The following is a 19,920-nucleotide window of genomic DNA, read 5'->3' on the forward strand; positions in this document are numbered from 1 at the left end:
TGCGTAGTCATCCTAACTACTTTGACTTCCAAATCTTTAATTTTTATAGCGTCTGTTTTTACAAGAAATGCTTAGCATCCCTTATATTGTGGAGTACGTTTTTGCATAAATGCTTGAACGCCTTCACGATAATCTTCTGAGCGACCTGCCATTCGTTGCAAATCTCTTTCAAGTATTAATTGATCATCAAGCGAATTTTCTGCGGCAAGATTGATGGCTTTTTTGATCAGCGATAAACCATAAGTCGGTTGAGTTGCTAAATGTTCTGCCAAGCGTTCTGCTTCATCTTGGAGTTCAGCATCTTCGCAAACTTGCCAAATCAAACCGAGATTGACTGCTTGTTCTGCGCTAATTTTATCACCTAGCATTGCAAGACCCATCGCACGTGCACGTCCAACCAGTCTTGGTAAGAACCATGTTCCACCAGAATCAGGAACCAAACCTAAACGACAAAATACTTGGATAAATGAAGCTGATTTGGCTGCGATCACGATATCACAAGCCAATGCAATATTTGCTCCAGCACCTGCTGCTACACCATTCACCGCACAAATCACAGGTTTTGGCATTTGTGTGATGGTTTTGATCAATGGGTTATAATATTTTTCAATGGAAATTCCCAAATCTGGCGAATCTGCATTTGGATCAACCACACGATCACCCAAGTCTTGTCCGGCACAAAAACCACGTCCTTCTGCCGAAATGACCACGGCACGGATTTGATTATTTTCAGTCCAAGATTTTAAAACACCTGCAACTTCTTGATGCATGAGTTCATTAAAACTATTGAGATTTTTTGGTCGATTAAATGTCAAATAACCGACTTGATTGTGTTCTTTCACGATAATCGTTTGGTAATCCATGCCACACCTCTATCCTTGATCTTTTAAATTCGTTTTCAAATTCACTTTCAAATATTTATTCATCAAAACTGAGTACAACATTGTCCGAAACTGGTCGAGCTTGGCAACTTAAAACATAACCTTTTTCAAGTTCATCTTCTTCTAAACTATAGTTAATTGCCATTTCAACTTGACCTTTGAGCACTTTACATTTACATGTCGCGCAAACACCGCCTTTACATGCATAAGGTAAATCTGCTCCAGCTCGAAGTGCTGCATCCAAGATGCTGTCATCTTCTTTAGAAACTTCGACCAACAATTCACGTCCATCCAAAATCACGTGAACTTTTTCTTCATTTCGATTGGCGATCTGTTCTTTAGATTGTTTTACTGGTGAACCTGTATTGAAGCGTTCAGTATGAATCTTGCTTTTTTCAATACCAAATTCAGGTAATACGCTTTCTACCGCATTCATCATTTCTTCAGGACCACAAGCAAAGCAATGATCAAACTGAAGATCTAACAATTCTGAATTGAAAAGTTGTTTAATTTTGTCCGCATCAATACGACCATTAAACAATTCACTATCATTCATTTCACGTGAAAAGATATTGATCAATTGGAAGTGTTCTTTAAATTGATCTTTTAAATCCATAATCTGTTCAGAAAACATGGTTTGTTTCCATGAACGATTGCCATAAATCAAACTAAAAGTTGCATCTTTCTGATTAAATAATACATTTTTTACGATTGATAATATCGGGGTAATACCACTACCCGCTGCAAAACCTAGGTAATTTAGACCACCACTACGCGCTGCTTTTTGATAAAACACACCTTGAGGTGGCATCACATCGAGTGTATCACCCGCTTTGAGATGTTCGTTTGCCCAAGTTGAAAAGATACCTTGATCAATTTTTTTGATCGCAATACTCATATCTTCAAGCGTGTCATGGCTACAAATTGAATAGCAACGACGTAATTCTCCATCTTGTGTTTGATGGCGAATCGTCAAATGCTGACCCGGTTGATATTTAAAAGCTTCTTGTTGCTCAGGCTCCACATCAAATGCAATGCAAATCGCTTGATCAGTTTGTGGAGTAATCGATTTAATTTTTAATGCTACGAACTGATTCATTTCTATTTCCCTATATTCTATCTTTGATTTTTAAAATGTCTGATTAAATGCATTTAAAATAATCAAAGGGTTCTAGGCATGATTGGCAGCGATATAAAGCTTTGCATGCTGTTGAACTAAACTCACTGAGTAATTTGGTATTGTGGCTTTGACAATGTGGGCATTCGATCCCATCTTCGAGTGCCACATGTGTGCCACAGCTATGTGCATCACCTTTTGGTGGTGCAATTCCATAGACTTTTAATTTGTTTTTGCCATCTTCAGACATCCAGTCTGTGGTCCACGCTTCTGATAGATCGATATTGACTTTTACAGGCAATAACTGATGTGCAGTAAAGGCTTCAATAATTTGGCTTTTCAATAAATCTGTCGCTGGACAACCACTATAAGTTGGAGTTAAACGCACGATAATTTCTTGTTGATCATTGAGTTCTACGCCACGAATCATACCTAGATCCAATACAGAAAGTACTGGAATTTCTGGGTCAGAAACATCTGCTAAGACATCCCAACATTTATCTATACAATGCTGAATTAAGTTCATACGTTTCACTCCCTGTGATTCGCCAACTTTTGGTATTTGCTGATGATTTATAAAATAACGATCATTTACCAAGTCATATTTGGAAATGCACGTTGCATATATTGCATTTCGGCAAGTACATAACCTAGATGTTCAGTATGCATCCCTTGTTTTGCACCACGACGATATGCGCCTGTTTCTGGAATATTCAACTCAAAACGTTGGATTTCGTTACTGACATTTTCCAGCCAAAGATCTTTTAAAAGTTCAATATTTGGAATGATATTGGTTTTCACCAATTCTTGGCGTTCTGCATCAGTCAGTTCAAACAATTCAGCACTAAAACGCCAAAGTTCATTTAAACCACTTTGTGTTTTTTCATGTGCTTCATCTGTACTTAAGCTCAAACGCTCCATCCACGCCGTTGAAAAACGCAAATGATATTTCACTTCTTTCAAAGATTTGATGGCAAATGCTGACAGATTTGCATTGCTGCTATTACTGAGTGCTGCAAAAAGTAAGCTATGGTAATGATCCATGAGCCATTGGCGAACAATCGTTTGTGCAAAGTCGATATTGGGTTGTTCACAAAGTAAAAGATTTAAATATTCTCTTTCACCACGTAAAAATGCCAATTGATCTTCATCACGACCTAGACCTTCGATTTCACCTGCCAAGCTATATGCAGTACGCGCTTGACCCAATAAATCCAAACCGATATTGGCAAGTGCAATATCAATTTCTAACTCAGGTGCATGACCGCACCACTCTGATAAACGTTGCGATAAAATAAGTTGGCTATCTGCGATGTGCAATAAAAATTGCGATAAAATTGCTTGACTCATTTTAGCGCTCCTTAAATATGCTCAAAGCCATCAGGAATATGGTAGAACGTCGGATGACGATATACTTTATCTAAAGAAGGATCGAAAAACTCTTGTTTTTCATCTGGTTGAGAAGATGTAATCAATTCAGATTTGATCACCCAAATACTGATCCCTTCATTACGACGAGTATATACATCACGCGCATTTTGTAATGCAATTTCATCATCAGGTGCACGTAAGCTCCCGACATGACGATGACTTAAACCTTGTTTGCTACGAATGAACACTTCATAAAGTGACCAATTGTTTTTATTTTCCATGTCTAATTCCTTCCCTAAATCTTGATTTCAAAAACGATTGCGTTATATCGCTGCTTTAAGCGACTTTTTTCTCAGCATGTTTTTGAGCCTGCTTTTGTGCATAAATTGCAGCAGCATCACGTACCCATTTTCCGCCTTCCCAAGCTTTGCGACGTGCTTCTATACGTTCGTAATTGCAAGGACCTTGACCTTTGAGTACTGCATAAAATTCGTCCCAATTGATCTCACCAAATTCATAGTGACCTGTTTCTTCATTAAAACGTAGATCTGAATCTGGAACTTCCAAGCCAATTTGTAAAACTTGTGGAACGGTGTTATCAACAAATTTTTGGCGTAATTCATCATTACTAAAACGTTTGATTTTCCAAGCCATGCTTTGCGCACTGTTTGGAGAATGGTCATCACTTGGACCAAACATCATCAATGCAGGCCACCAAAAACGATTGACTGCATCTTGTGCCATTTGTTTTTGTTCAGGTGTACCATTTGCAAGCATCATCATTGCTTCAAAACCTTGGCGTTGATGAAAACTTTCTTCCTTACAAATACGAACCATTGCTCTTGCATAAGGGCCATAAGAAGTACGGCAAAGTGCAACTTGGTTCACAATCGCAGCACCATCCACCAACCAACCGATTGCAGCAACATCTGCCCAAGTTACTGTTGGATAGTTGAAAATAGATGAATATTTCATTTTACCAGCAATGAGTTTATCCATCATGTCATCACGGTCAGCACCTAAAGTTTCTGCCGCACTATAAAGGTATAAACCGTGACCTGCTTCGTCTTGTACTTTTGCCAATAAAACTGCTTTACGTTTTAAGCTTGGCGCACGAGTGATCCAGTTACCTTCAGGAAGCATCCCAACTACTTCAGAATGCGCATGTTGACCAATTTGGCGAATCAAACTCTTGCGATAAGCTTCTGGCATCCAGTCTTTCGCTTCGATTGAAATATCGTTTGAAATGGTCTGATCGAAATTTTGTTGTTGCATATCCATATTTGCTATCTCACTTATCCCAAGTGCTGTTTCATTTAAATTAATACGATACAAATATAAAATCAATATTTTTTTTATGTGTCATATTTGTGTTTGTGTAAAATCCGACTTAATTACTTGTATTTAAACATTATAAATTTTAATAATTATTTATTTACACATTTAAAAATATAAAAAAGGTTGACAATAATCGTTTTTAGCTAGAAATTATGAAACATAAAAATCAATATTTTTTAAAAATACGTATCATATATGGAGTTTCGTGATGCTAGATCTAAATGGACAATCAGCAAACCTTGAAGCAAATGAAGCACAAAGTGCTGATAATGCAGTGAAAATATTACCCTCTTACCTTGCTGGTAAATGGCAGACTTCAAATCAAGACTTACGTACGGTTTATCATGCGATTACTGGTGAAGCCATTTACCAAGTCAGTAGTCATGGTTGCGATATGAAAGCAGCTGTCGAATTTGCCAAGAAAAATGGTTCGCAGATTGCATCTTGGACTTTCCATGAACGTGCCAATGCACTTAAACAAGTTGCAAGCTATTTATTAGAGCGTAAGGAAGAGTTTTATACTCTTGCCAAAGCAACGGGCTGTACACGCAAAGATGCATGGATTGATGTTGAAGGTGGATTTGGGACTTTATTTGCCTACTCAAGTTTGGTTCGTCGTGAACTCAGCAACGAAACAGCCCTAGTTGAAGATGCATGGATTCCATTATCTAAACAAGGTAATTTCGGTGCAAAACATATTTTAACCTCTAAAGCGGGTGTGGCAGTTCATATTGATGCCTTTAACTTCCCGATTTGGGGCATGCTTGAAAAAATCGCACCGACGCTTTTGGCAGGTGTACCTTGTATCGTCAAACCTGCGACTGAAGGCGCAGAAATGACACAAGCTGTGGTCAAACATATCGTAGAAAGCGGTTTTTTACCTGATGGTGCATTGCAGCTGATTTGCGGACAAACTTATGATCTCTTTGATCACCTCGGTCCTCAAGATACTGTAACATTTACAGGTTCAGCTTCGACTGGTCAAAAGTTACGTGCTCATCCTCGATTCAATCAATATTCAATTCCATTTAGTATGGAAGCAGACTCGGTCAATAGTGCCATTTTGACTAGCAATGCAAATGAAGAAACAATCGATCTCTTTGTACGTGAAGTTTTCCGTGAAATGACCACAAAAGCAGGACAAAAATGTACTGCTATTCGCCGTGCCTTTGTACCTGCCCATTTACTTGAACAAGTTCAAAATAAACTCATCAGCAAACTTCAAAAAGTTGTTGTCGGTAATCCTGAGCTTGAAAATGTCACGATGGGTGCTTTGGCAAGCGTCAAGCAAAAACATGATGTTGCTGAAAAAGTTAAACTTTTAAGCCAAGATGCACAAATTGTTGTCGGTGGGCATTTAGCAGATTTTAAAGTTGAAGGTGCAGATGCAAATAAAGGTGCATTTTATCCAGCAACATTACTGGTTTGTACCAATCCAACCCAAGCAAAATATATCCACCAAGTCGAAGCTTTTGGTCCTGTGAGCACTTTGATGCCTTACCAAAATTTGCAAGAACTTGCTGATTTAGTCGCGCGTGGCGAAGGTAGTTTGGTTGCCTCGATCGTACGCAATACTGATGATAATGTCGAAGAATTGGTTGCTAAAATTGCACCGTGGCATGGTCGTCTACATATTTTAGATGCAAGCAATGCCAAAGAAAGTACAGGTCATGGTTCACCTCTACCTCATTTGGTACATGGTGGTCCGGGTCGTGCAGGTGGCGGTGAAGAGCTTGGTGGTATTCGTGCTGTAAAACACTATATGCAACGTACTGCCATCCAAGGTTCTCCAAATGTTATGACACAAATTGGTCATAGTTGGACAGCTGGTGCAGAGTTTTTTGAAGATCGTGTTCATCCGTTTAAAAAATCTTTTGATGAATTGCGTGTAGGTGAACGTTTGCTTACAGCACGCCGTACGGTCACTGAGGCTGACATTGTCAATTTTGCTTGCTTAAGTGGCGACCATTTTTATGCTCATATGGACAAAATTGGCGCTGAAAATTCATTCTTTGGTGAACGTGTAGCCCATGGTTATTTCATTGTTTCAGCCGCTGCGGGATTATTTGTGGACGCAGCTCCGGGACCTGTGATCGCAAACTATGGCATGGACAATTTACGCTTTGTTGAACCTGTGAAAATTGGTGATACCATCCAAGTTGAATTGACATGTAAACAAAAAACACCAAAACCACTTAAAGACCCTGAGCAAAAAGCGCATGGTGTTGTGGTTTGGGATATTAAAGTTAAAAATCAACGAGGTGAATTGGTCGCAACGTATGACATTTTAACTTTGGTTGAGCGTGCATAAGTGAGAGTGATCTCTTTTATGATTTAATTTTAATAATTTTTTTAAATTAAAGACTGGCTTAGGCTGGTCTTTTTCTTTTAATAGACTTCTTCCATAAGTTATATTTTGCTCAAATTTACACTCTCCTCATTTTGCTTCAAAACGTAATAAAATTTGCAATTAAGGCAGGATGCCGTCCGTCGAACAAGGGCTACAGGGATGTATGCCCATTTGTTCGAGAATGGTTTTCTTGCGAAATATATTTCTCATTTGTCCGAAAACAAAGTAAGAAAGATTGTCTACGCAAAGTAAATTAAATAACTCACGGTAAATGTGACTATATGATACTTTCCACCCAAATACCTGATCATTTTTTAATTCATGAAAGAAGTCTAACCAATTCAAAAAAAAGTTAAAGCTTTCTCAAACAAAATATTCAAGAAAGCCTTAAAATTTATAGCGCAGCATTTATAAGATAACTTGCTATATTTCTGTATGGTTTTGCGCACAAACCCAAGCAAAATTAGCCTAATTTATTGACCAACTTGAGCGGTAAAACTTTCATCGCTAGGCTGAGCGGGAACCATGGCCATTCTGGCACATAAGCTTTAACGGGTTGTTTTTCAATTGCCTTAACTAAAAGTTTTGAACCAGTTTTTTCATCCACTTCAAAAGGAAGTTTTTTAGCACCTTCATTAATTTCGGTGCGAATATAACCAGGGAAAATGGTCGTAACTTTAATCGGTGTATCAATCAGCTCTGCTCGAATGCCTTCTGCCAGATGCGCTACCCCCGCCTTACTCGCCCCATAAGCAGTCAAATGTTTTGGCATACCACGGATTGCACTCATCGACGAAATCATGACCAAATGCCCTGCATTTTGCTCACGAAATATTTCAACTGCAGCTTCGCACTGTGCCAAAGCAGAAATAAAATTGGTTTCTACAGTCGCCTTATTGATCGCAAAATTACCTTTACCAATGCGTCGCCCATCACCAATCCCAGCATTGACAATAATTCGATCAATCGTACCGAATTCGGCTTTGAACTCACGAAAAACTTGGAAGACTTGATCGTATTGGGTCACATCTAAAATCTTTGCAATCACACGAATTTGATAAGTCGACTCAAGTTCTTGTTTTAATTGTTCTAAACGCTCCAAACGTCGAGCACAAATTGCTAAATTATAGCCTTTTTGAGCAAATTCACGTGCCATTCCAGCACCGATACCAGAACTTGCACCTGTAATTAATATTGTTTTTGACATGGCAGATTCCATTTATATCCAAGTTAATAAATCTGGTTGAACTTCTTTAATAAAATGATGTTCGTTTAGACTTAAAAGTTGTGGTTGATTGCCCACAAGTCGAAGTGTCGTCAATGATGCATTGGCTATAGACCAGTTCAAAGCAAAGGTTCGGTTGATACTCAGTTCGAGTATTTTTCCTGCTGCAACAGAAATCACACCGCCTGAACTAAATATCACTGCATAGCGGGGTTTAGTTTGCGCCAATTGATCACACAAATCTTGCATCGCTGTTTCAACACGACTTTTAAAATCTGGCCAAGACTCTTCGTACTCATGATGAAACTCGCCACCTGTCCAGCGTTCAATCGCACCTTCAAATATTTTTGCCAAATATTCACGAGGATTTTTTTCTTTAACGACGTCTTCTTTGAGCAATTCAGGTTGGTTAAATCTTGGTTCGTACTGAGCGAAGACTTGCTGGTGATTAAACTCATTCCAAGCGCTATTGGTTAAAATCTCAGCTTCAGGAAAGCATTGTTGCATTGCAATCTTAGCTGTTTGTTGATGTCTTTGCATTGAACCTGCAATTACAACAGGTTCTTCTTTCAATATTTTCTGAAAAAAATCACCTAAAATTTTCGCTTGTAGCTCACCATTGGGCGAAAGCTGGTCATAACTTTTTGCCCCAAAAGAAGCTTGACCATGTCGAACCAGATAAATCGTCGTCATTTTGGCATTAGCTCCTTAAATTTTGCCATAAACTCTTGTGCCAATTGATTTGCCTCTAATTTTTGCAATCCAATCAACTTCAAAGCTCGAATATGTAAAGCATGTATCACAATCCAAAAGTCCTTAAATGCTGGATTTTGTGTTTGTTTATGATAATAACGATAATAGATTTGTTGAGCGATCACGGCTAAACGGAAGATTCCAAAAACTTCATAAAATGTCCAGTTTTCAGGTTTTAATCCTGTTTTTTCAAGATAGTAATCTACAACTTCTTTACGCGTGAACATTCCTTTTAGATGGGTTGGTTGGCGACGAGTGGATTTGAAGATCATGTTATCGGTGTCTTCAACCCAATAAGCCAATGCCGAACCCAAATCCATCAAGGGATCACCAATGGTTGCCATTTCCCAGTCCAATACGCCAATCACTTGTGTTGGATGCGCTGGATCTAAAATGACATTATCAAAACGCCAATCATTATGAATAATACAACTTGTTGAATCAGCAGGAATATTATCATTTAGCCAAGCACGTACATATTTAAAGCTTGGTACATTGATCGTATGCGCTTTTTCAAAACGCTGATCCCAACCTTCTACTTGACGACGGCAATAACCATCACCTTTGCCGATCTTTTCAAGTGGCGTACCTTGATAAGGGACTTGGTGTAATTCAATCAATTTATCTAGAACATTGACACATAATTCATGTACTTGCTTTTCATCAAAATGCAGTTCGGCAGGTAACTTAGCACGGGGAATGATCCCTTCAATGCGTTTCATCACATAAAAATCGCAGCCGATTACAGATTCATCTTGGCAAAGCGCAACCATTTCAGGTAATACAGGATAAAAAGGTGTCAGCTCTTTTTGCACAGTATATTCACGTGACATATCATGTGCTGATTTGGCTTTTGTTCCCTTGGGTGGACGACGTAAGATCAAATCGACATTTTCATATTTTAAACGATATGTCCAATTCGATGCCCCACCAGAATATTGAGTGATTTCAGGATTGCCAATCAGTTCAATGCCTTGTGATTTTAACCACGCATCAACTGCTTGTATATCCAGTTCCTCGCCTTCACGTACCTCTCCACCAACATCAATCACTGACATAATTTATCCCGTATTTTCTATATCAATTTTTTAAATCGTTAACGCTTTGTTTACTCGTTTATAGGATTACTTTTTACGTGAACCATAACCACGTTTTTTAAGTTCAAGCTTGGCTATCATGCCTTTATGCACTTCATCAGGTCCATCTGCCAAACGTAAACTACGCGCTTGAGCAAAGAAGCCTGTCAATGGCGTATCTCTTGAAAGCCCCATTCCGCCATGAATTTGCATTGCCATATCGACTACTTTTTCGAGTACCGAAGGCGCAACAACTTTAATCGCGGAAATTTCTGTCAATGCAGCCATATTCCCTAAGGTATCCATTTTATAGGCAGCATACAAGGTTAAAAGTCGTGCTTGATCAATTGCAACACGCGCATCTGCGACACGTTCCAGATTTCCGCCTAATTTTAGGATTTCCTTCCCAAAAGCAGTACGGCTCATACCACGATCGATCATCAACTCAAGTGCTTTTTCCGCAGCCCCAATACAGCGCATACAATGATGAATACGTCCTGGACCTAAACGACCTTGAGCGATTTCAAAACCTTGACCTGCACCACCAATAAAATTTGCAACTGGAACACGAACATTGTCAAAGCTAATCTCGCCATGTCCATGTGGTGCATCATAGTCACCAAAAACTGGGAGCATCCGTTCAATGGTGACACCTTGAGTATCAACTGGAACTAAAACCATCGAATGTTGATGATGTCGGTCTTTGTTTGCATCAGGTGTATGTGCCATAAAAATGATAATTTTTGCATTGGGATCGCCAAGACCTGAAGACCACCATTTACGTCCATTGAGCACAATTTCATCACCATCCACCACCGCCGTTGCTTGCATATTGGTCGCATCACTTGAAGCAACTGCTGGCTCAGTCATACAGAAAACTGAACGAATCTTTCCATCCAATAATGGTTTTAGCCACTGTTCTTTTTGTGCATCTGTACCGTAACGCCAAATCACTTCCATGTTGCCGCTGTCTGGTGCATTGCAGTTAAATACGATTGGTGCAAGTAAACTGCGTCCTGAAAGTTCTGCGATATGTGCATATTCTTGCACCGAAAGCCCTTGCCCTAAAACAGGATCAGGCAAGAACATATTCCAAAGTCCTACTTTTTTTGCTTTGTCTTTTAATATCTCAAGTTCTGCTGGCCACTGCCATTTTGTCCAATCGCCATCAATGTTTAAGGCATGCACTTGATGCCAAAATTCGGTTTCTACAGGTTCAATTTCATTTTGAATAAATGCTTTGGTGCGTTGGATATAATCTTGGGCACGATTGGAAAGTTCAAACATCGTATTTATCCTTAAATTATGTAAATGATCAACTGAATAGCGCTTTACAACACCTTATCCTGAAAAGTAATATGAACCAAATGATTTAATTCAATACATTACTATGAATAATATTCATGTATCAAACTCAGTTGATTTGACCCTTTTCCATAAAATAGATATCAATTTATACCCTCTTTTTATTGCTGTTTTTGAGCAAAAAAGCATATCAAAAGCAGCGCAAATTTTATGTATTACTCAATCTGCTGCTAGTCATGCTTTGCAGCGTTTACGATTGCATTTAAATGATGATTTATTTGTTCGTGCAGGAAGCAAAATGCTGCCCACGCCTTTTGCAGAACAAGTCTATCCTATTGTAAAACAGGCTTTATTTTCCATACAAAATATTTCCATACAAAAACAACAATTTGACCCTAGCATGGTACAGACTTTAAAAATTGCCGTACATGATGAAATCGAACCCATCATTTTGCCCAAATTGATTCATCATTTTCAAAATATGGATTTACAAATTAAGTATTTGAGTTCAAAACTTGAAAGAAAAAATATCGTGGCAGAACTTGCATCACAACAAATTGATTTTGTGATCGACCTTGAACAAAACGTCAGTGAAAAATTGGTTTTTACGCGTTTAGTGCAAGACTATTTTGTGTTTTGTACCCAGCAAAAAGAGCTTGATCCTGCAAAATATTTTTCCTCTCCACATATCGGTGTTTCATCACGCCGTACAGGTATTTTATTAGAAGATCTTTATTTATCGAAAAAAGACTTATCACGTCAGATTTTCTTGCGCTGCCAGCATTATTCAACTGCCTTACAAGTTTTGGAACAAAATGATCAAGCGATCCTGACTATTCCAAAGCAGATTCTTTCGCATTTGCATTTATCCAGCAAAATCCAAATTTTTGAACTCCCTATGAAGACTCAAGATATAAATTTGGGAATATATTGGCATAAAGATCTTCAAGAAAATCCAAGACATCATTTTTTGCGTAATGAAATTGCTAAAATTTTTGCTTAGGCTATTTTGAAAAAATTATAGCTTAGATATCCAAGTTTAGTCGTAATGAATAATCTATCTCGTACAGATATATTGTTGAGTAGTTCCTATATATGAAAATTTACTTAGGCTATTTTTATATTTAACTTGTGTAAATTTTGCGCTTTTGTTTTAATGTGAACGCTTTTTCAAAGCTCTTTTTTAATCAAAATAAACATCAAAAAAAAAGGTTTTATAATGACTTCTTTTGAACAACAAACCATTCATCCTCAAGACAATCCACTTTCCCCTAAAGGACGCTTTAGTCGACTATCCTATTTAGCATGGATGTTTATTACTGGCATGATTTACTCCTTTGCCCTATCTATCGTCATAGGCATCGCTGCTGTGGCATTGTTAACATCTGCAAGTTTTGATATTTCAACTTTAGCAACGACAGGATTAGGTATCTTTGCGATTGCTTTGTTTGTACTTGTTGTTGTCGTATTTATGATTTTTTCAATCTGTATTTCTATCAGACGTATCCATGATTTAAATAAAAGTGGTTGGTTATGGCTGTTATTTTTAGTGCCTATAGTTAATGTGATTTTTTCAATTTATTTGTTTGTTGCAAAAGGTACTGAAGGCGCAAATAATTATGGTCCTTTACGTCCAACCGAACAAACTGAAAAACTTCTAGGCATATTATATGCAGTGATGTTGGCTATATTTATTGTTGCCTACGGCGCTCTGTTGGCTTGGGCGATCTCAATGCAAAATCAATTGCCTAATTTGCAACAAATCGGACAATCAAGTAACTCAACTGTAATCAATTCACAACTTGAAAATGATGACCCATCGCTAGAAAATGCTGTAATCGATGATGCCCAACCTGCTGATGCAAATCATGAAAATGGTGGTACACATCAATAATCATTTTTATCATCTTAGATTACAATATTAAATCTATATGAGACTATTTTAAAAGGAGGTCGACCACTGACCTCCTTTTATTTTGCGTCATGATATTGATCAGAAAAAATAGATCGTGATTGCCCTGTATATCATCACTAGATCTCAACACACCACTTCATAACCATTTATAAATTATAGACTTAATCAAACTTTTCTAACCAAGCGATAACTTTGGGCCATATTTCTTTTTTGGCATTTTGTGATTGAAAAATACGACTATGACTATAATCTTCTAAGTTACCATTTGCTAAAGAATAACATTCAAATTTGCTTAGGCTATTTTCAAATTGATCTAAAAACATCTGGCATGATTCAGGTGGCGCTATAAAATCATCTGCAATAGACGCAATCGAATAGATCGGCATCCGAATAGATTTCATTGCATAGCAATAATCAAACTGATCATCGCCAATAAATCGCTGTTGTATATTCCAGTTAAACCACTGATTCATCATATAATAACTTTCATTTTGCGGCCCAATACCCAACTGTTTCCCCGGTAAAACTCCTAAAGATTTGCTCAATAGTTTTAGAGCAATCAATTTTGCTTTACGTTTTCGTGTATTTGCAGCACTGAAGCTTTGGCAGGCAAAAAAAGAGGCTGCTTTAAAATACGGTCGATATTGAGGATTTCTTGCCAGCATCATGCTCAGCCCTACTCCGCCTCCACTATGATTGACGCTATAAAGTGCTTGAATATTTTCATGATCAATCAAATATTTCACGGCGCTTTTTATTTCATAAAGTGCGACCGTTTCAAAGTTATAATTTCCGTGATATTGGGGACTAGAGCCATGTCCTCGCCATTCTAAAATCCAGCAGATATAACCATGTTCAATCAAATATTCTGCAAATTTTAGACAAATACGTTTATCTGAAAAGGTGCCATGGATCATCAATACATGACGCTCAGCAGATCGCTCTGGATCTGATATTTTCCAAAGCGCAAATTGTGCATGATCTTCTGTATCTAAGATTATCTTTTCTTGCCTAATCAAACCTTCTCTTCCTTTGTTTTTGTACTTTTTAACGATCTATATCCGATCCACCATAACATCTTTTTCAAGGCACAAAAAAGGTCTGACGAGTCAGACCTTTTTATTTCTAGCTTATTGGTAAGCCAATTGGATCAACATTCTAAAAAAACCTGCAATGATTGCCAGTGTGAGCACCCCACCCAACCAAAGCAAAATAAACCACCCAGTTTGTGAAATTTTCATACTCGCTCCTAGTGATAACCTTCATCACCTACACGTACTTTATCTTTGAAAATCCAGTACGAGAAAATGGTATAAGTCAAAATAATCGGAATCAAAAGCAATGCACCAATCAAGGCAAACAATTGGCTATTTGCAGGCGCTGCAGCTTGCCAAATGGTCACTGAAGGTGGAATCACATAAGGCCATAAGCTGATGATAAATCCTGTATAAGCAAGGAAAACCAAAGCCAATGTATAGATAAATGGACTCAGTTCACGGCGTTGCTTACAGGCGCGTAAAGCCAAAGCGGTAAACACCAAGACTAAAATCGGTACAGGACTAAAATACATCAACTGAGGCATACTAAACCAACGTGCCGCAATTTCTGGATGCGCAAGTGGTGTATAAAGGCTCACCAGACCAAAAATGATAAATACAGCAATAATCAATTTTGGCATCATGCTATACATTTTGTCTTGGATTTCGGCATCGGTTTTAAATATCAACCAACCACAACCCAAAGTTGCGTATAACACAACCACACCAATGCCTGTAAAGACTGAAAATGGAGTGAGCCAATCCATTCCTCCGCCAGCAAATATACCATTGACGGTTTTAATCCCTTGGATATAAGCACCAAGGATCACACCTTGCAAGAAACTTGCAAAGACTGAACCACCGATAAATGCTTTGTCCCAAAGATGTTTAGTACGATTGGCTTTAAAACGAAACTCAAATGCCACACCACGGAAGATCAACGCGATGACCATTAAAATAATTGGCATATAAAGCGCGGATAATACGGTTGAATAAACCAATGGAAATGCCGCAAATAAGCCTGCTCCACCTAAGACCATCCATGTTTCATTGCCATCCCAAACGGGTGCAACGGTATTCATCAATACATCGCGTTCGTGCGTATCTTTGACAAATGGAAATAAAATACCGATTCCAAGATCAAAACCATCCAGAATGACATAGATCAATACACCGATTCCGATAATGACAATCCATAGCAGAGATAAATCAATCATGGTCTTTCTCCTGTTTTTGATCTTGCCCATCTAGGCTTTCTTCAACGGCACTCAATGGACGCATCGGTGTTTGTCCTAATTCAGCATGATCAACTGGACTTGCATGAATAAATTCAGGACCTTTATGCATCAATTTCAGCATGTAATAGATCCCGATCCCAAAGACCACGCAGTACACCAATACAAAAATAATCAAGGTAATGCCCACTTGCGAAGCTGAAACTGGAGATAAAGCATCTTTAGTCCGCAAGACATTGTAAACAACCCAAGGTTGACGACCGACTTCTGTAGTAAACCAACCAGCAAGCAATGCGATAAAACCTGAAGGTCCCATATATAAAGCAAAACGCTGGAACCATTTATTTTCATACAAACGATCTGAACGGCGTAACCACAGCCCAAGTACAGCAAGCAATAGCATTAACATGCCAAGACCAACCATGATACGGAAGCTCCAAAACACTACGAGAGAGTTTGGACGATCTTCGGGAGCAAACTCCTTCAAACCTTTCACTTCACCATCAAGGGTATGGGTCATGATCAAGCTACCCATATTTGGGATCGCAAGCGCATATTTAGTACGTTCTTCTTGCATATCAGGAATACCAAATAAATATAAAGGCATGCCTTCACCTTTATTGGTTTCCCAGTGACCTTCGATCGCAGCCAATTTTGCAGGTTGATGATGCAAAGTATTTAATCCGTGATTATCACCGATCAAAACTTGTAATGGCGCAAGCACCAAGATCAACCAAAGCGCCATAGAAAATGATTTTTTAACCAAAGCATCACGGCGACCTTTGAGTAAGTGCCATGCAGCAGTTGAAGCCACCAATAACGCAGCAACCAAAAATGCTGCCGCTGCCATATGCGCTAAACGATATGGAAATGACGGGTTGAAAACGATTTCAAACCAATTTTGCGGTACGATAATGCCATTTTCGATGCTAAAACCTTGAGGAGTCTGCATCCAACTATTTGATGACAAAATCCAGAACATAGAAATACATGTTCCGACTGCAACCATCAAGGTTGCAAAGAAATGTGCACGGGGACCAACTCGCCCCCAGCCGAACAGCATAATGCCCAAAAATCCGGCTTCCAAAAAGAACGCACTTAATACTTCATAAGCCAGCAGTGGCCCTGTCACACCACCTGCGATACGTGAAAACTCACTCCAGTTTGTCCCAAACTGATAGCTCATCACCACACCCGAAACCACGCCCATACCAAAGGCGACAGCAAATATTTTAATCCAGAACTTAAATAAATCTTGATAAACAGGATCTTTGGTTTTTAACCAACGCCATTCGAGTACTGCAAGGAAGCTTGCCAAGCCAATCGAAATTGCTGGAAAAATAATGTGAAACGAAACAGTAAATGCAAATTGAATACGAGCCAATTCAAGTGCAGTAAGTCCTAATGTCATACCATCACCTTTATTTTTGAAAAATTCATGTGATTAAGCACATTTTTATTCATTAAATTCTGCTTATTCTTTAAGCAAGAATAATGTGAAATTGCACATAATGTATGTAGCTTTATTATTGCTGCTTGATAAGCAAAACTTAATAAAGCCATAGGCTGTCTGTCTCTCAGCCATTCTGGAAAGAAAGATATCAACATAAGTTTTCTCTACATGAAAAATAAGAAATCGAATTGACGAAACGTCAAAACCAATAAAATCATGCAAAGAATGGTGGGGCTCGACCTTGGGGGATCAGAAATAGACGTTGAAGTGCAAAATAGACATGCTTAAAACTTTCAGCAAATGCCAATAAACGTACTTGTATCCGCACTAAAACTTCTTTGACACCAAGTTCAGGAGGCAAAATCAAATTGCCATAGACTGTACAGTATTGGCATTGATGATTTGCATCGTGGTGATCGTGATCTGAACTCATTTGATCATGATTGATAAAATGATATCCAAAACTTGATGTATTGTGATGATGAACATGTGTTTGTTCAGGGTGGAAAATAGAATGAGTCACTGTCTCACAGACCGGAGCAATTTGATATTGCTCTGGCAATAGCGGCTGTAAAAATACCGCAATCTGTAAAAACACTGTTGCTATAGCAAGCAACAACCCACTCTGTCTTAACATTCAATCTCAAACCTAGCAGTTTTTCGACCTAATAATCATAGCACCGTATTGTATAAATTCCGAGCGCCACGATCAACTTTCTAAGAACCACTATAGTTTATAAAAACATATTTTAAAAGGCTTTATTTAGAATAATTTCACAAAATATTCCGTGAAAAATAACGTAGTGATTGCAATGGCTATTGCTTAAGCGTATATTTATTTTATTTAGTTAGCTTAGTTAACTATATTATGACATATCATTATACTTTCCGTTCTAAGATCCAAAAATGTTCACGTTTGATGAGCGATGAACTGAATAAAATTTTGGAGCCTTATCAACTCAATTACTCGCTTTGGCAAGTATTATTTGTGATTCATTCTAAACAACGCTGCACGTCTATCGATATCGCAGAGTATTTAAATGTCTCTAAACCGTCTATTACCAAGCGTATCCAAGCACTACAGAAACTGGGTGCGCTAACGCTACTCGAAAGCCAAGATAAAAGACAAAAACTTTTGTGTTTATCCGAGCATGGCTTATCGCTACATGATCATTGTAAAGATCGTATCGCGATGTTTGAGCAGCAAATCATGCAAATCCTGACTCCCTCACAGATCGAGGTCACTGAACAAACCATGGAATTGGTCATGCAACAACTTCAACTGATGAAATAGGTTTAATATGAACACCCAAGCGCCATTGTGGACGCGAAATTTTGTACTTTGCAGTGCAATCAACTTCCAATTGGTTTTAACATTTTATCTCCTTGTTGTAGTTATCGTTGGCTATGCCGTCAATGAACTGCATTCAAGCACAGCTCAAGCAGGTTTAATTTCTGGTTTATTCATCGTCGGTACGCTGATTGGTCGATTATTTGTCGCAAAATTATTGGCTCGTTTTGGACGTAAAAGTACACTGATCATTGCCCTGATTGGCTTTCTGATTTTTTCAGGTTTTTATTTTTTTGATCTTGGTACAGGCTTCTTACTCTTTATCCGTGCTATGCATGGTTTCATGATGGGTATGGCATCTACTGTACTCGGAACAATCATCGCACAAATCTTACCTACATCACGGCGTGGTGAGGGAATCGGCTACTACAGCATGAGTAGTACACTGGGTACAGCGATTGGTCCTTTCCTCGGGATTTGGCTGATGTTCAATGTCGGCTATGAAGCTATATTTGCCATCTCCAGTATTATTGCACTTAGTTGCCTATTGACTAGTCTAGTACTCCAAGTCCCTTCCTTGCCTGAAGAGAAACTGAATAGCAACACCGCGTCTCAAAGCTTGCAAAGCAATCGCCCAAGTTGGATTGCTCAATATATCGAACCTAAAGCTTTGCCTATTGCAATCGTGATCTTTATCGCATCAGTTTGTTACTCTGGGGTACTCTCTTTTGTGCATTTTTATGCCAAGTCTTTAGATTTGGTTGGCGCTGCAACCTTTTTCTTTTTAATGTACTCCATCGCCATTTTAATCTCTCGTCCATTTACAGGTCGATTGTTTGATAAAAAAGGCGAAAATATCATTATGTATCCTGCATTTCTAATCTTGGCCACTTCACTCTTTTTACTCAGTCAAGTCCATCAAGCTTGGATGTTATTGCTTTGTGCTGCCTTACTCGGTTTTGGATTTGGTAATATCCAATCCGTCTGCCAAACCATATCAGTCAAAAGCACTTCAGTTGAAAGAATGGGACTCGCAACATCGACCTTCTTTATCTTTTTAGACGGCGGTTTAGGCTTCGGACCATTTTTAATCGGTAAATTACTCGACTATATGAGCTATCAACAGCTTTATTTTTATAGTGGAATAGTCGCCCTTCTTTGTATCGCAATTTACTTTATCCTTCACGGTAAAAGTGCAAGTAGAAGCAAAGAAATGACTTTGCAACATTAATACGTTTTATTAATACTTTTGCGTATGGACCAATCTTGATGCATACGCAATTGTCTATTTCGCAAAATATTTAGGTTTCAATTAAAAGCATTTTTTAAAACTTCATTAAGAGAGTGATTTATCAGATTTATAATAAAAATAATCAAACAATGATGAATCATTATCAGTCTATCTCTCCCCTCTGTTTTATCATTCTTCTAAGTTCTTAGGTAGACTACTGCTTAGGCTATTTATAACGTGGCATTTTTATCATTGGATTTTCATTTTACAATCTTTCAACTTTCAACTTTCAACTTTCACCTATTTAAACAAACTATTTCAACTCAATATATCGCTATCGAC

The 19,920-nt window shown here is 38.3% G+C and carries 20 protein-coding genes; 5 read left to right on the forward strand and 15 right to left on the reverse strand.

Features of this window, described 5'->3' with window-relative positions; translation table 11 throughout:
• Positions 1 to 71 precede the first annotated feature (71 nt).
• The 6 genes from paaG to paaA form a co-directional block, all read right to left on the reverse strand.
• Positions 72 to 863 (reverse strand): 2-(1,2-epoxy-1,2-dihydrophenyl)acetyl-CoA isomerase PaaG, encoded by a 792-nt coding sequence (gene paaG, locus F960_RS12480; RefSeq protein ID WP_004865658.1) that lies wholly within the window; start codon positions 861 to 863, stop codon positions 72 to 74.
• A gap of 55 nt (positions 864 to 918) precedes the next feature.
• Positions 919 to 1,980 (reverse strand): 1,2-phenylacetyl-CoA epoxidase subunit PaaE, encoded by a 1,062-nt coding sequence (gene paaE / locus F960_RS12485; RefSeq protein WP_004865659.1) that lies wholly within the window; start codon positions 1,978 to 1,980, stop codon positions 919 to 921.
• Between the two features lie 43 nt (positions 1,981 to 2,023).
• Entirely contained in the window at positions 2,024 to 2,524 is a 501-nt protein-coding gene (gene paaD / locus F960_RS12490; RefSeq protein ID WP_004865661.1) for a 1,2-phenylacetyl-CoA epoxidase subunit PaaD, read from the reverse strand.
• A gap of 65 nt (positions 2,525 to 2,589) precedes the next feature.
• Positions 2,590 to 3,348 carry a 1,2-phenylacetyl-CoA epoxidase subunit PaaC gene (gene paaC / locus F960_RS12495; protein WP_004865663.1) on the reverse strand — a complete coding sequence of 253 codons (759 nt, stop codon included), beginning with the start codon at positions 3,346 to 3,348 and terminating at the stop codon, positions 2,590 to 2,592.
• Between the two features lie 11 nt (positions 3,349 to 3,359).
• Positions 3,360 to 3,650: a 1,2-phenylacetyl-CoA epoxidase subunit PaaB gene (paaB, locus tag F960_RS12500; protein ID WP_004865665.1), complete on the reverse strand. Its 291-nt coding sequence runs from the start codon at positions 3,648 to 3,650 to the stop codon at positions 3,360 to 3,362.
• 55 nt (positions 3,651 to 3,705) lie between these two features.
• Entirely contained in the window at positions 3,706 to 4,650 is a 945-nt protein-coding gene (paaA, locus tag F960_RS12505; RefSeq protein WP_004865667.1) for a 1,2-phenylacetyl-CoA epoxidase subunit PaaA, read from the reverse strand.
• Positions 4,651 to 4,915: 265 nt separating this feature from the next.
• Between paaA and paaZ the strand changes: the two genes are divergently transcribed.
• Positions 4,916 to 7,018, forward strand: a complete 2,103-nt coding sequence (paaZ, locus tag F960_RS12510) for a phenylacetic acid degradation bifunctional protein PaaZ (RefSeq protein ID WP_004865670.1) — start codon at positions 4,916 to 4,918, stop codon at positions 7,016 to 7,018.
• A 502-nt stretch (positions 7,019 to 7,520) separates the two neighbouring features.
• Here the strand turns inward: paaZ and F960_RS12515 are convergent.
• The 4 genes from F960_RS12515 to F960_RS12530 form a co-directional block, all read right to left on the reverse strand.
• Entirely contained in the window at positions 7,521 to 8,264 is a 744-nt protein-coding gene (locus F960_RS12515; RefSeq protein ID WP_035373688.1) for an SDR family oxidoreductase, read from the reverse strand.
• Between the two features lie 12 nt (positions 8,265 to 8,276).
• Positions 8,277 to 8,975 carry a histidine phosphatase family protein gene (locus F960_RS12520; RefSeq protein WP_004865674.1) on the reverse strand — a complete coding sequence of 233 codons (699 nt, stop codon included), beginning with the start codon at positions 8,973 to 8,975 and terminating at the stop codon, positions 8,277 to 8,279.
• Positions 8,972 to 10,093, reverse strand: coding sequence for a phosphotransferase family protein (locus tag F960_RS12525; RefSeq protein ID WP_004865676.1), 1,122 nt, complete (start codon positions 10,091 to 10,093; stop codon positions 8,972 to 8,974). Before F960_RS12525 ends, F960_RS12520 begins: the two co-directional genes overlap by 4 nt.
• Before the next feature lie 66 nt (positions 10,094 to 10,159).
• The gene (locus tag F960_RS12530; protein WP_004865678.1) at positions 10,160 to 11,398 is read right to left on the reverse strand and encodes an acyl-CoA dehydrogenase family protein; all 1,239 of its coding nucleotides are present in this window, start codon (positions 11,396 to 11,398) and stop codon (positions 10,160 to 10,162) included.
• A 103-nt stretch (positions 11,399 to 11,501) separates the two neighbouring features.
• Here F960_RS12530 and F960_RS12535 point away from each other — a divergent pair, with 103 nt between their 5' ends.
• Positions 11,502 to 12,419 carry a LysR family transcriptional regulator gene (locus tag F960_RS12535; RefSeq protein ID WP_004865679.1) on the forward strand — a complete coding sequence of 306 codons (918 nt, stop codon included), beginning with the start codon at positions 11,502 to 11,504 and terminating at the stop codon, positions 12,417 to 12,419.
• 216 nt (positions 12,420 to 12,635) lie between these two features.
• Positions 12,636 to 13,310 (forward strand): DUF805 domain-containing protein, encoded by a 675-nt coding sequence (locus F960_RS12540; protein WP_004865680.1) that lies wholly within the window; start codon positions 12,636 to 12,638, stop codon positions 13,308 to 13,310.
• 182 nt (positions 13,311 to 13,492) lie between these two features.
• Here the strand turns inward: F960_RS12540 and F960_RS12545 are convergent, their stop codons facing one another.
• From F960_RS12545 to F960_RS12565, 5 genes are all read right to left on the reverse strand, one after another.
• Complete coding sequence (locus F960_RS12545; RefSeq protein ID WP_004865682.1) at positions 13,493 to 14,350, reverse strand: alpha/beta fold hydrolase; 858 nt, start codon at positions 14,348 to 14,350, stop codon at positions 13,493 to 13,495.
• 111 nt (positions 14,351 to 14,461) lie between these two features.
• On the reverse strand, positions 14,462 to 14,572 hold the full coding sequence (locus tag F960_RS21875) for a DUF2474 family protein (RefSeq protein ID WP_004865684.1): 111 nt from the start codon (positions 14,570 to 14,572) through the stop codon (positions 14,462 to 14,464).
• Between the two features lie 8 nt (positions 14,573 to 14,580).
• Positions 14,581 to 15,585: a cytochrome d ubiquinol oxidase subunit II gene (gene cydB / locus F960_RS12550; RefSeq protein ID WP_004865686.1), complete on the reverse strand. Its 1,005-nt coding sequence runs from the start codon at positions 15,583 to 15,585 to the stop codon at positions 14,581 to 14,583.
• Positions 15,578 to 17,014, reverse strand: a complete 1,437-nt coding sequence (locus F960_RS12555; protein ID WP_004865688.1) for a cytochrome ubiquinol oxidase subunit I — start codon at positions 17,012 to 17,014, stop codon at positions 15,578 to 15,580. Before F960_RS12555 ends, cydB begins: the two co-directional genes overlap by 8 nt.
• A gap of 256 nt (positions 17,015 to 17,270) precedes the next feature.
• The gene (locus F960_RS12565) at positions 17,271 to 17,693 is read right to left on the reverse strand and encodes a DUF2946 family protein (protein ID WP_004865690.1); all 423 of its coding nucleotides are present in this window, start codon (positions 17,691 to 17,693) and stop codon (positions 17,271 to 17,273) included.
• Positions 17,694 to 17,924: 231 nt separating this feature from the next.
• Here F960_RS12565 and F960_RS12570 point away from each other — a divergent pair, with 231 nt between their 5' ends.
• Together F960_RS12570 and F960_RS12575 are read left to right on the forward strand one after the other, a co-directional pair.
• On the forward strand, positions 17,925 to 18,350 hold the full coding sequence (locus tag F960_RS12570; protein ID WP_004865692.1) for a MarR family winged helix-turn-helix transcriptional regulator: 426 nt from the start codon (positions 17,925 to 17,927) through the stop codon (positions 18,348 to 18,350).
• A 7-nt stretch (positions 18,351 to 18,357) separates the two neighbouring features.
• On the forward strand, positions 18,358 to 19,578 hold the full coding sequence (locus tag F960_RS12575; RefSeq protein ID WP_004865693.1) for an MFS transporter: 1,221 nt from the start codon (positions 18,358 to 18,360) through the stop codon (positions 19,576 to 19,578).
• The last annotated feature ends 342 nt before the right edge of the window (positions 19,579 to 19,920 follow it).

The sequence above is a fragment of the Acinetobacter gerneri DSM 14967 = CIP 107464 = MTCC 9824 genome (assembly GCF_000368565.1).
GTDB lineage: Bacteria > Pseudomonadota > Gammaproteobacteria > Pseudomonadales > Moraxellaceae > Acinetobacter > Acinetobacter gerneri.

Excerpts from the sequence above, each read along its gene's own strand:
- F960_RS21875 (WP_004865684.1), bottom strand. The coding sequence starts at position 14,572 with ATGAAAATTTCACAAACTGGGTGGTTTATTTTGCTTTGGTTGGGTGGG.
- F960_RS12540 (WP_004865680.1), top strand. The coding sequence starts at position 12,636 with ATGACTTCTTTTGAACAACAAACCATTCATCCTCAAGACAATCCACTT.
- F960_RS12515 (WP_035373688.1), bottom strand. The coding sequence starts at position 8,264 with ATGTCAAAAACAATATTAATTACAGGTGCAAGTTCTGGTATCGGTGCT.
- F960_RS12525 (WP_004865676.1), bottom strand. The coding sequence starts at position 10,093 with ATGTCAGTGATTGATGTTGGTGGAGAGGTACGTGAAGGCGAGGAACTG.
- paaG (WP_004865658.1), bottom strand. The coding sequence starts at position 863 with ATGGATTACCAAACGATTATCGTGAAAGAACACAATCAAGTCGGTTAT.
- F960_RS12565 (WP_004865690.1), bottom strand. The coding sequence starts at position 17,693 with ATGTTAAGACAGAGTGGGTTGTTGCTTGCTATAGCAACAGTGTTTTTA.
- F960_RS12555 (WP_004865688.1), bottom strand. The coding sequence starts at position 17,014 with ATGACATTAGGACTTACTGCACTTGAATTGGCTCGTATTCAATTTGCA.
- F960_RS12575 (WP_004865693.1), top strand. The coding sequence starts at position 18,358 with ATGAACACCCAAGCGCCATTGTGGACGCGAAATTTTGTACTTTGCAGT.
- cydB (WP_004865686.1), bottom strand. The coding sequence starts at position 15,585 with ATGATTGATTTATCTCTGCTATGGATTGTCATTATCGGAATCGGTGTA.
- paaE (WP_004865659.1), bottom strand. The coding sequence starts at position 1,980 with ATGAATCAGTTCGTAGCATTAAAAATTAAATCGATTACTCCACAAACT.
- F960_RS12520 (WP_004865674.1), bottom strand. The coding sequence starts at position 8,975 with ATGACGACGATTTATCTGGTTCGACATGGTCAAGCTTCTTTTGGGGCA.
- paaZ (WP_004865670.1), top strand. The coding sequence starts at position 4,916 with ATGCTAGATCTAAATGGACAATCAGCAAACCTTGAAGCAAATGAAGCA.
- F960_RS12530 (WP_004865678.1), bottom strand. The coding sequence starts at position 11,398 with ATGTTTGAACTTTCCAATCGTGCCCAAGATTATATCCAACGCACCAAA.
- F960_RS12535 (WP_004865679.1), top strand. The coding sequence starts at position 11,502 with ATGAATAATATTCATGTATCAAACTCAGTTGATTTGACCCTTTTCCAT.
- paaB (WP_004865665.1), bottom strand. The coding sequence starts at position 3,650 with ATGGAAAATAAAAACAATTGGTCACTTTATGAAGTGTTCATTCGTAGC.
- F960_RS12570 (WP_004865692.1), top strand. The coding sequence starts at position 17,925 with ATGACATATCATTATACTTTCCGTTCTAAGATCCAAAAATGTTCACGT.
- paaD (WP_004865661.1), bottom strand. The coding sequence starts at position 2,524 with ATGAACTTAATTCAGCATTGTATAGATAAATGTTGGGATGTCTTAGCA.
- paaC (WP_004865663.1), bottom strand. The coding sequence starts at position 3,348 with ATGAGTCAAGCAATTTTATCGCAATTTTTATTGCACATCGCAGATAGC.
- paaA (WP_004865667.1), bottom strand. The coding sequence starts at position 4,650 with ATGGATATGCAACAACAAAATTTCGATCAGACCATTTCAAACGATATT.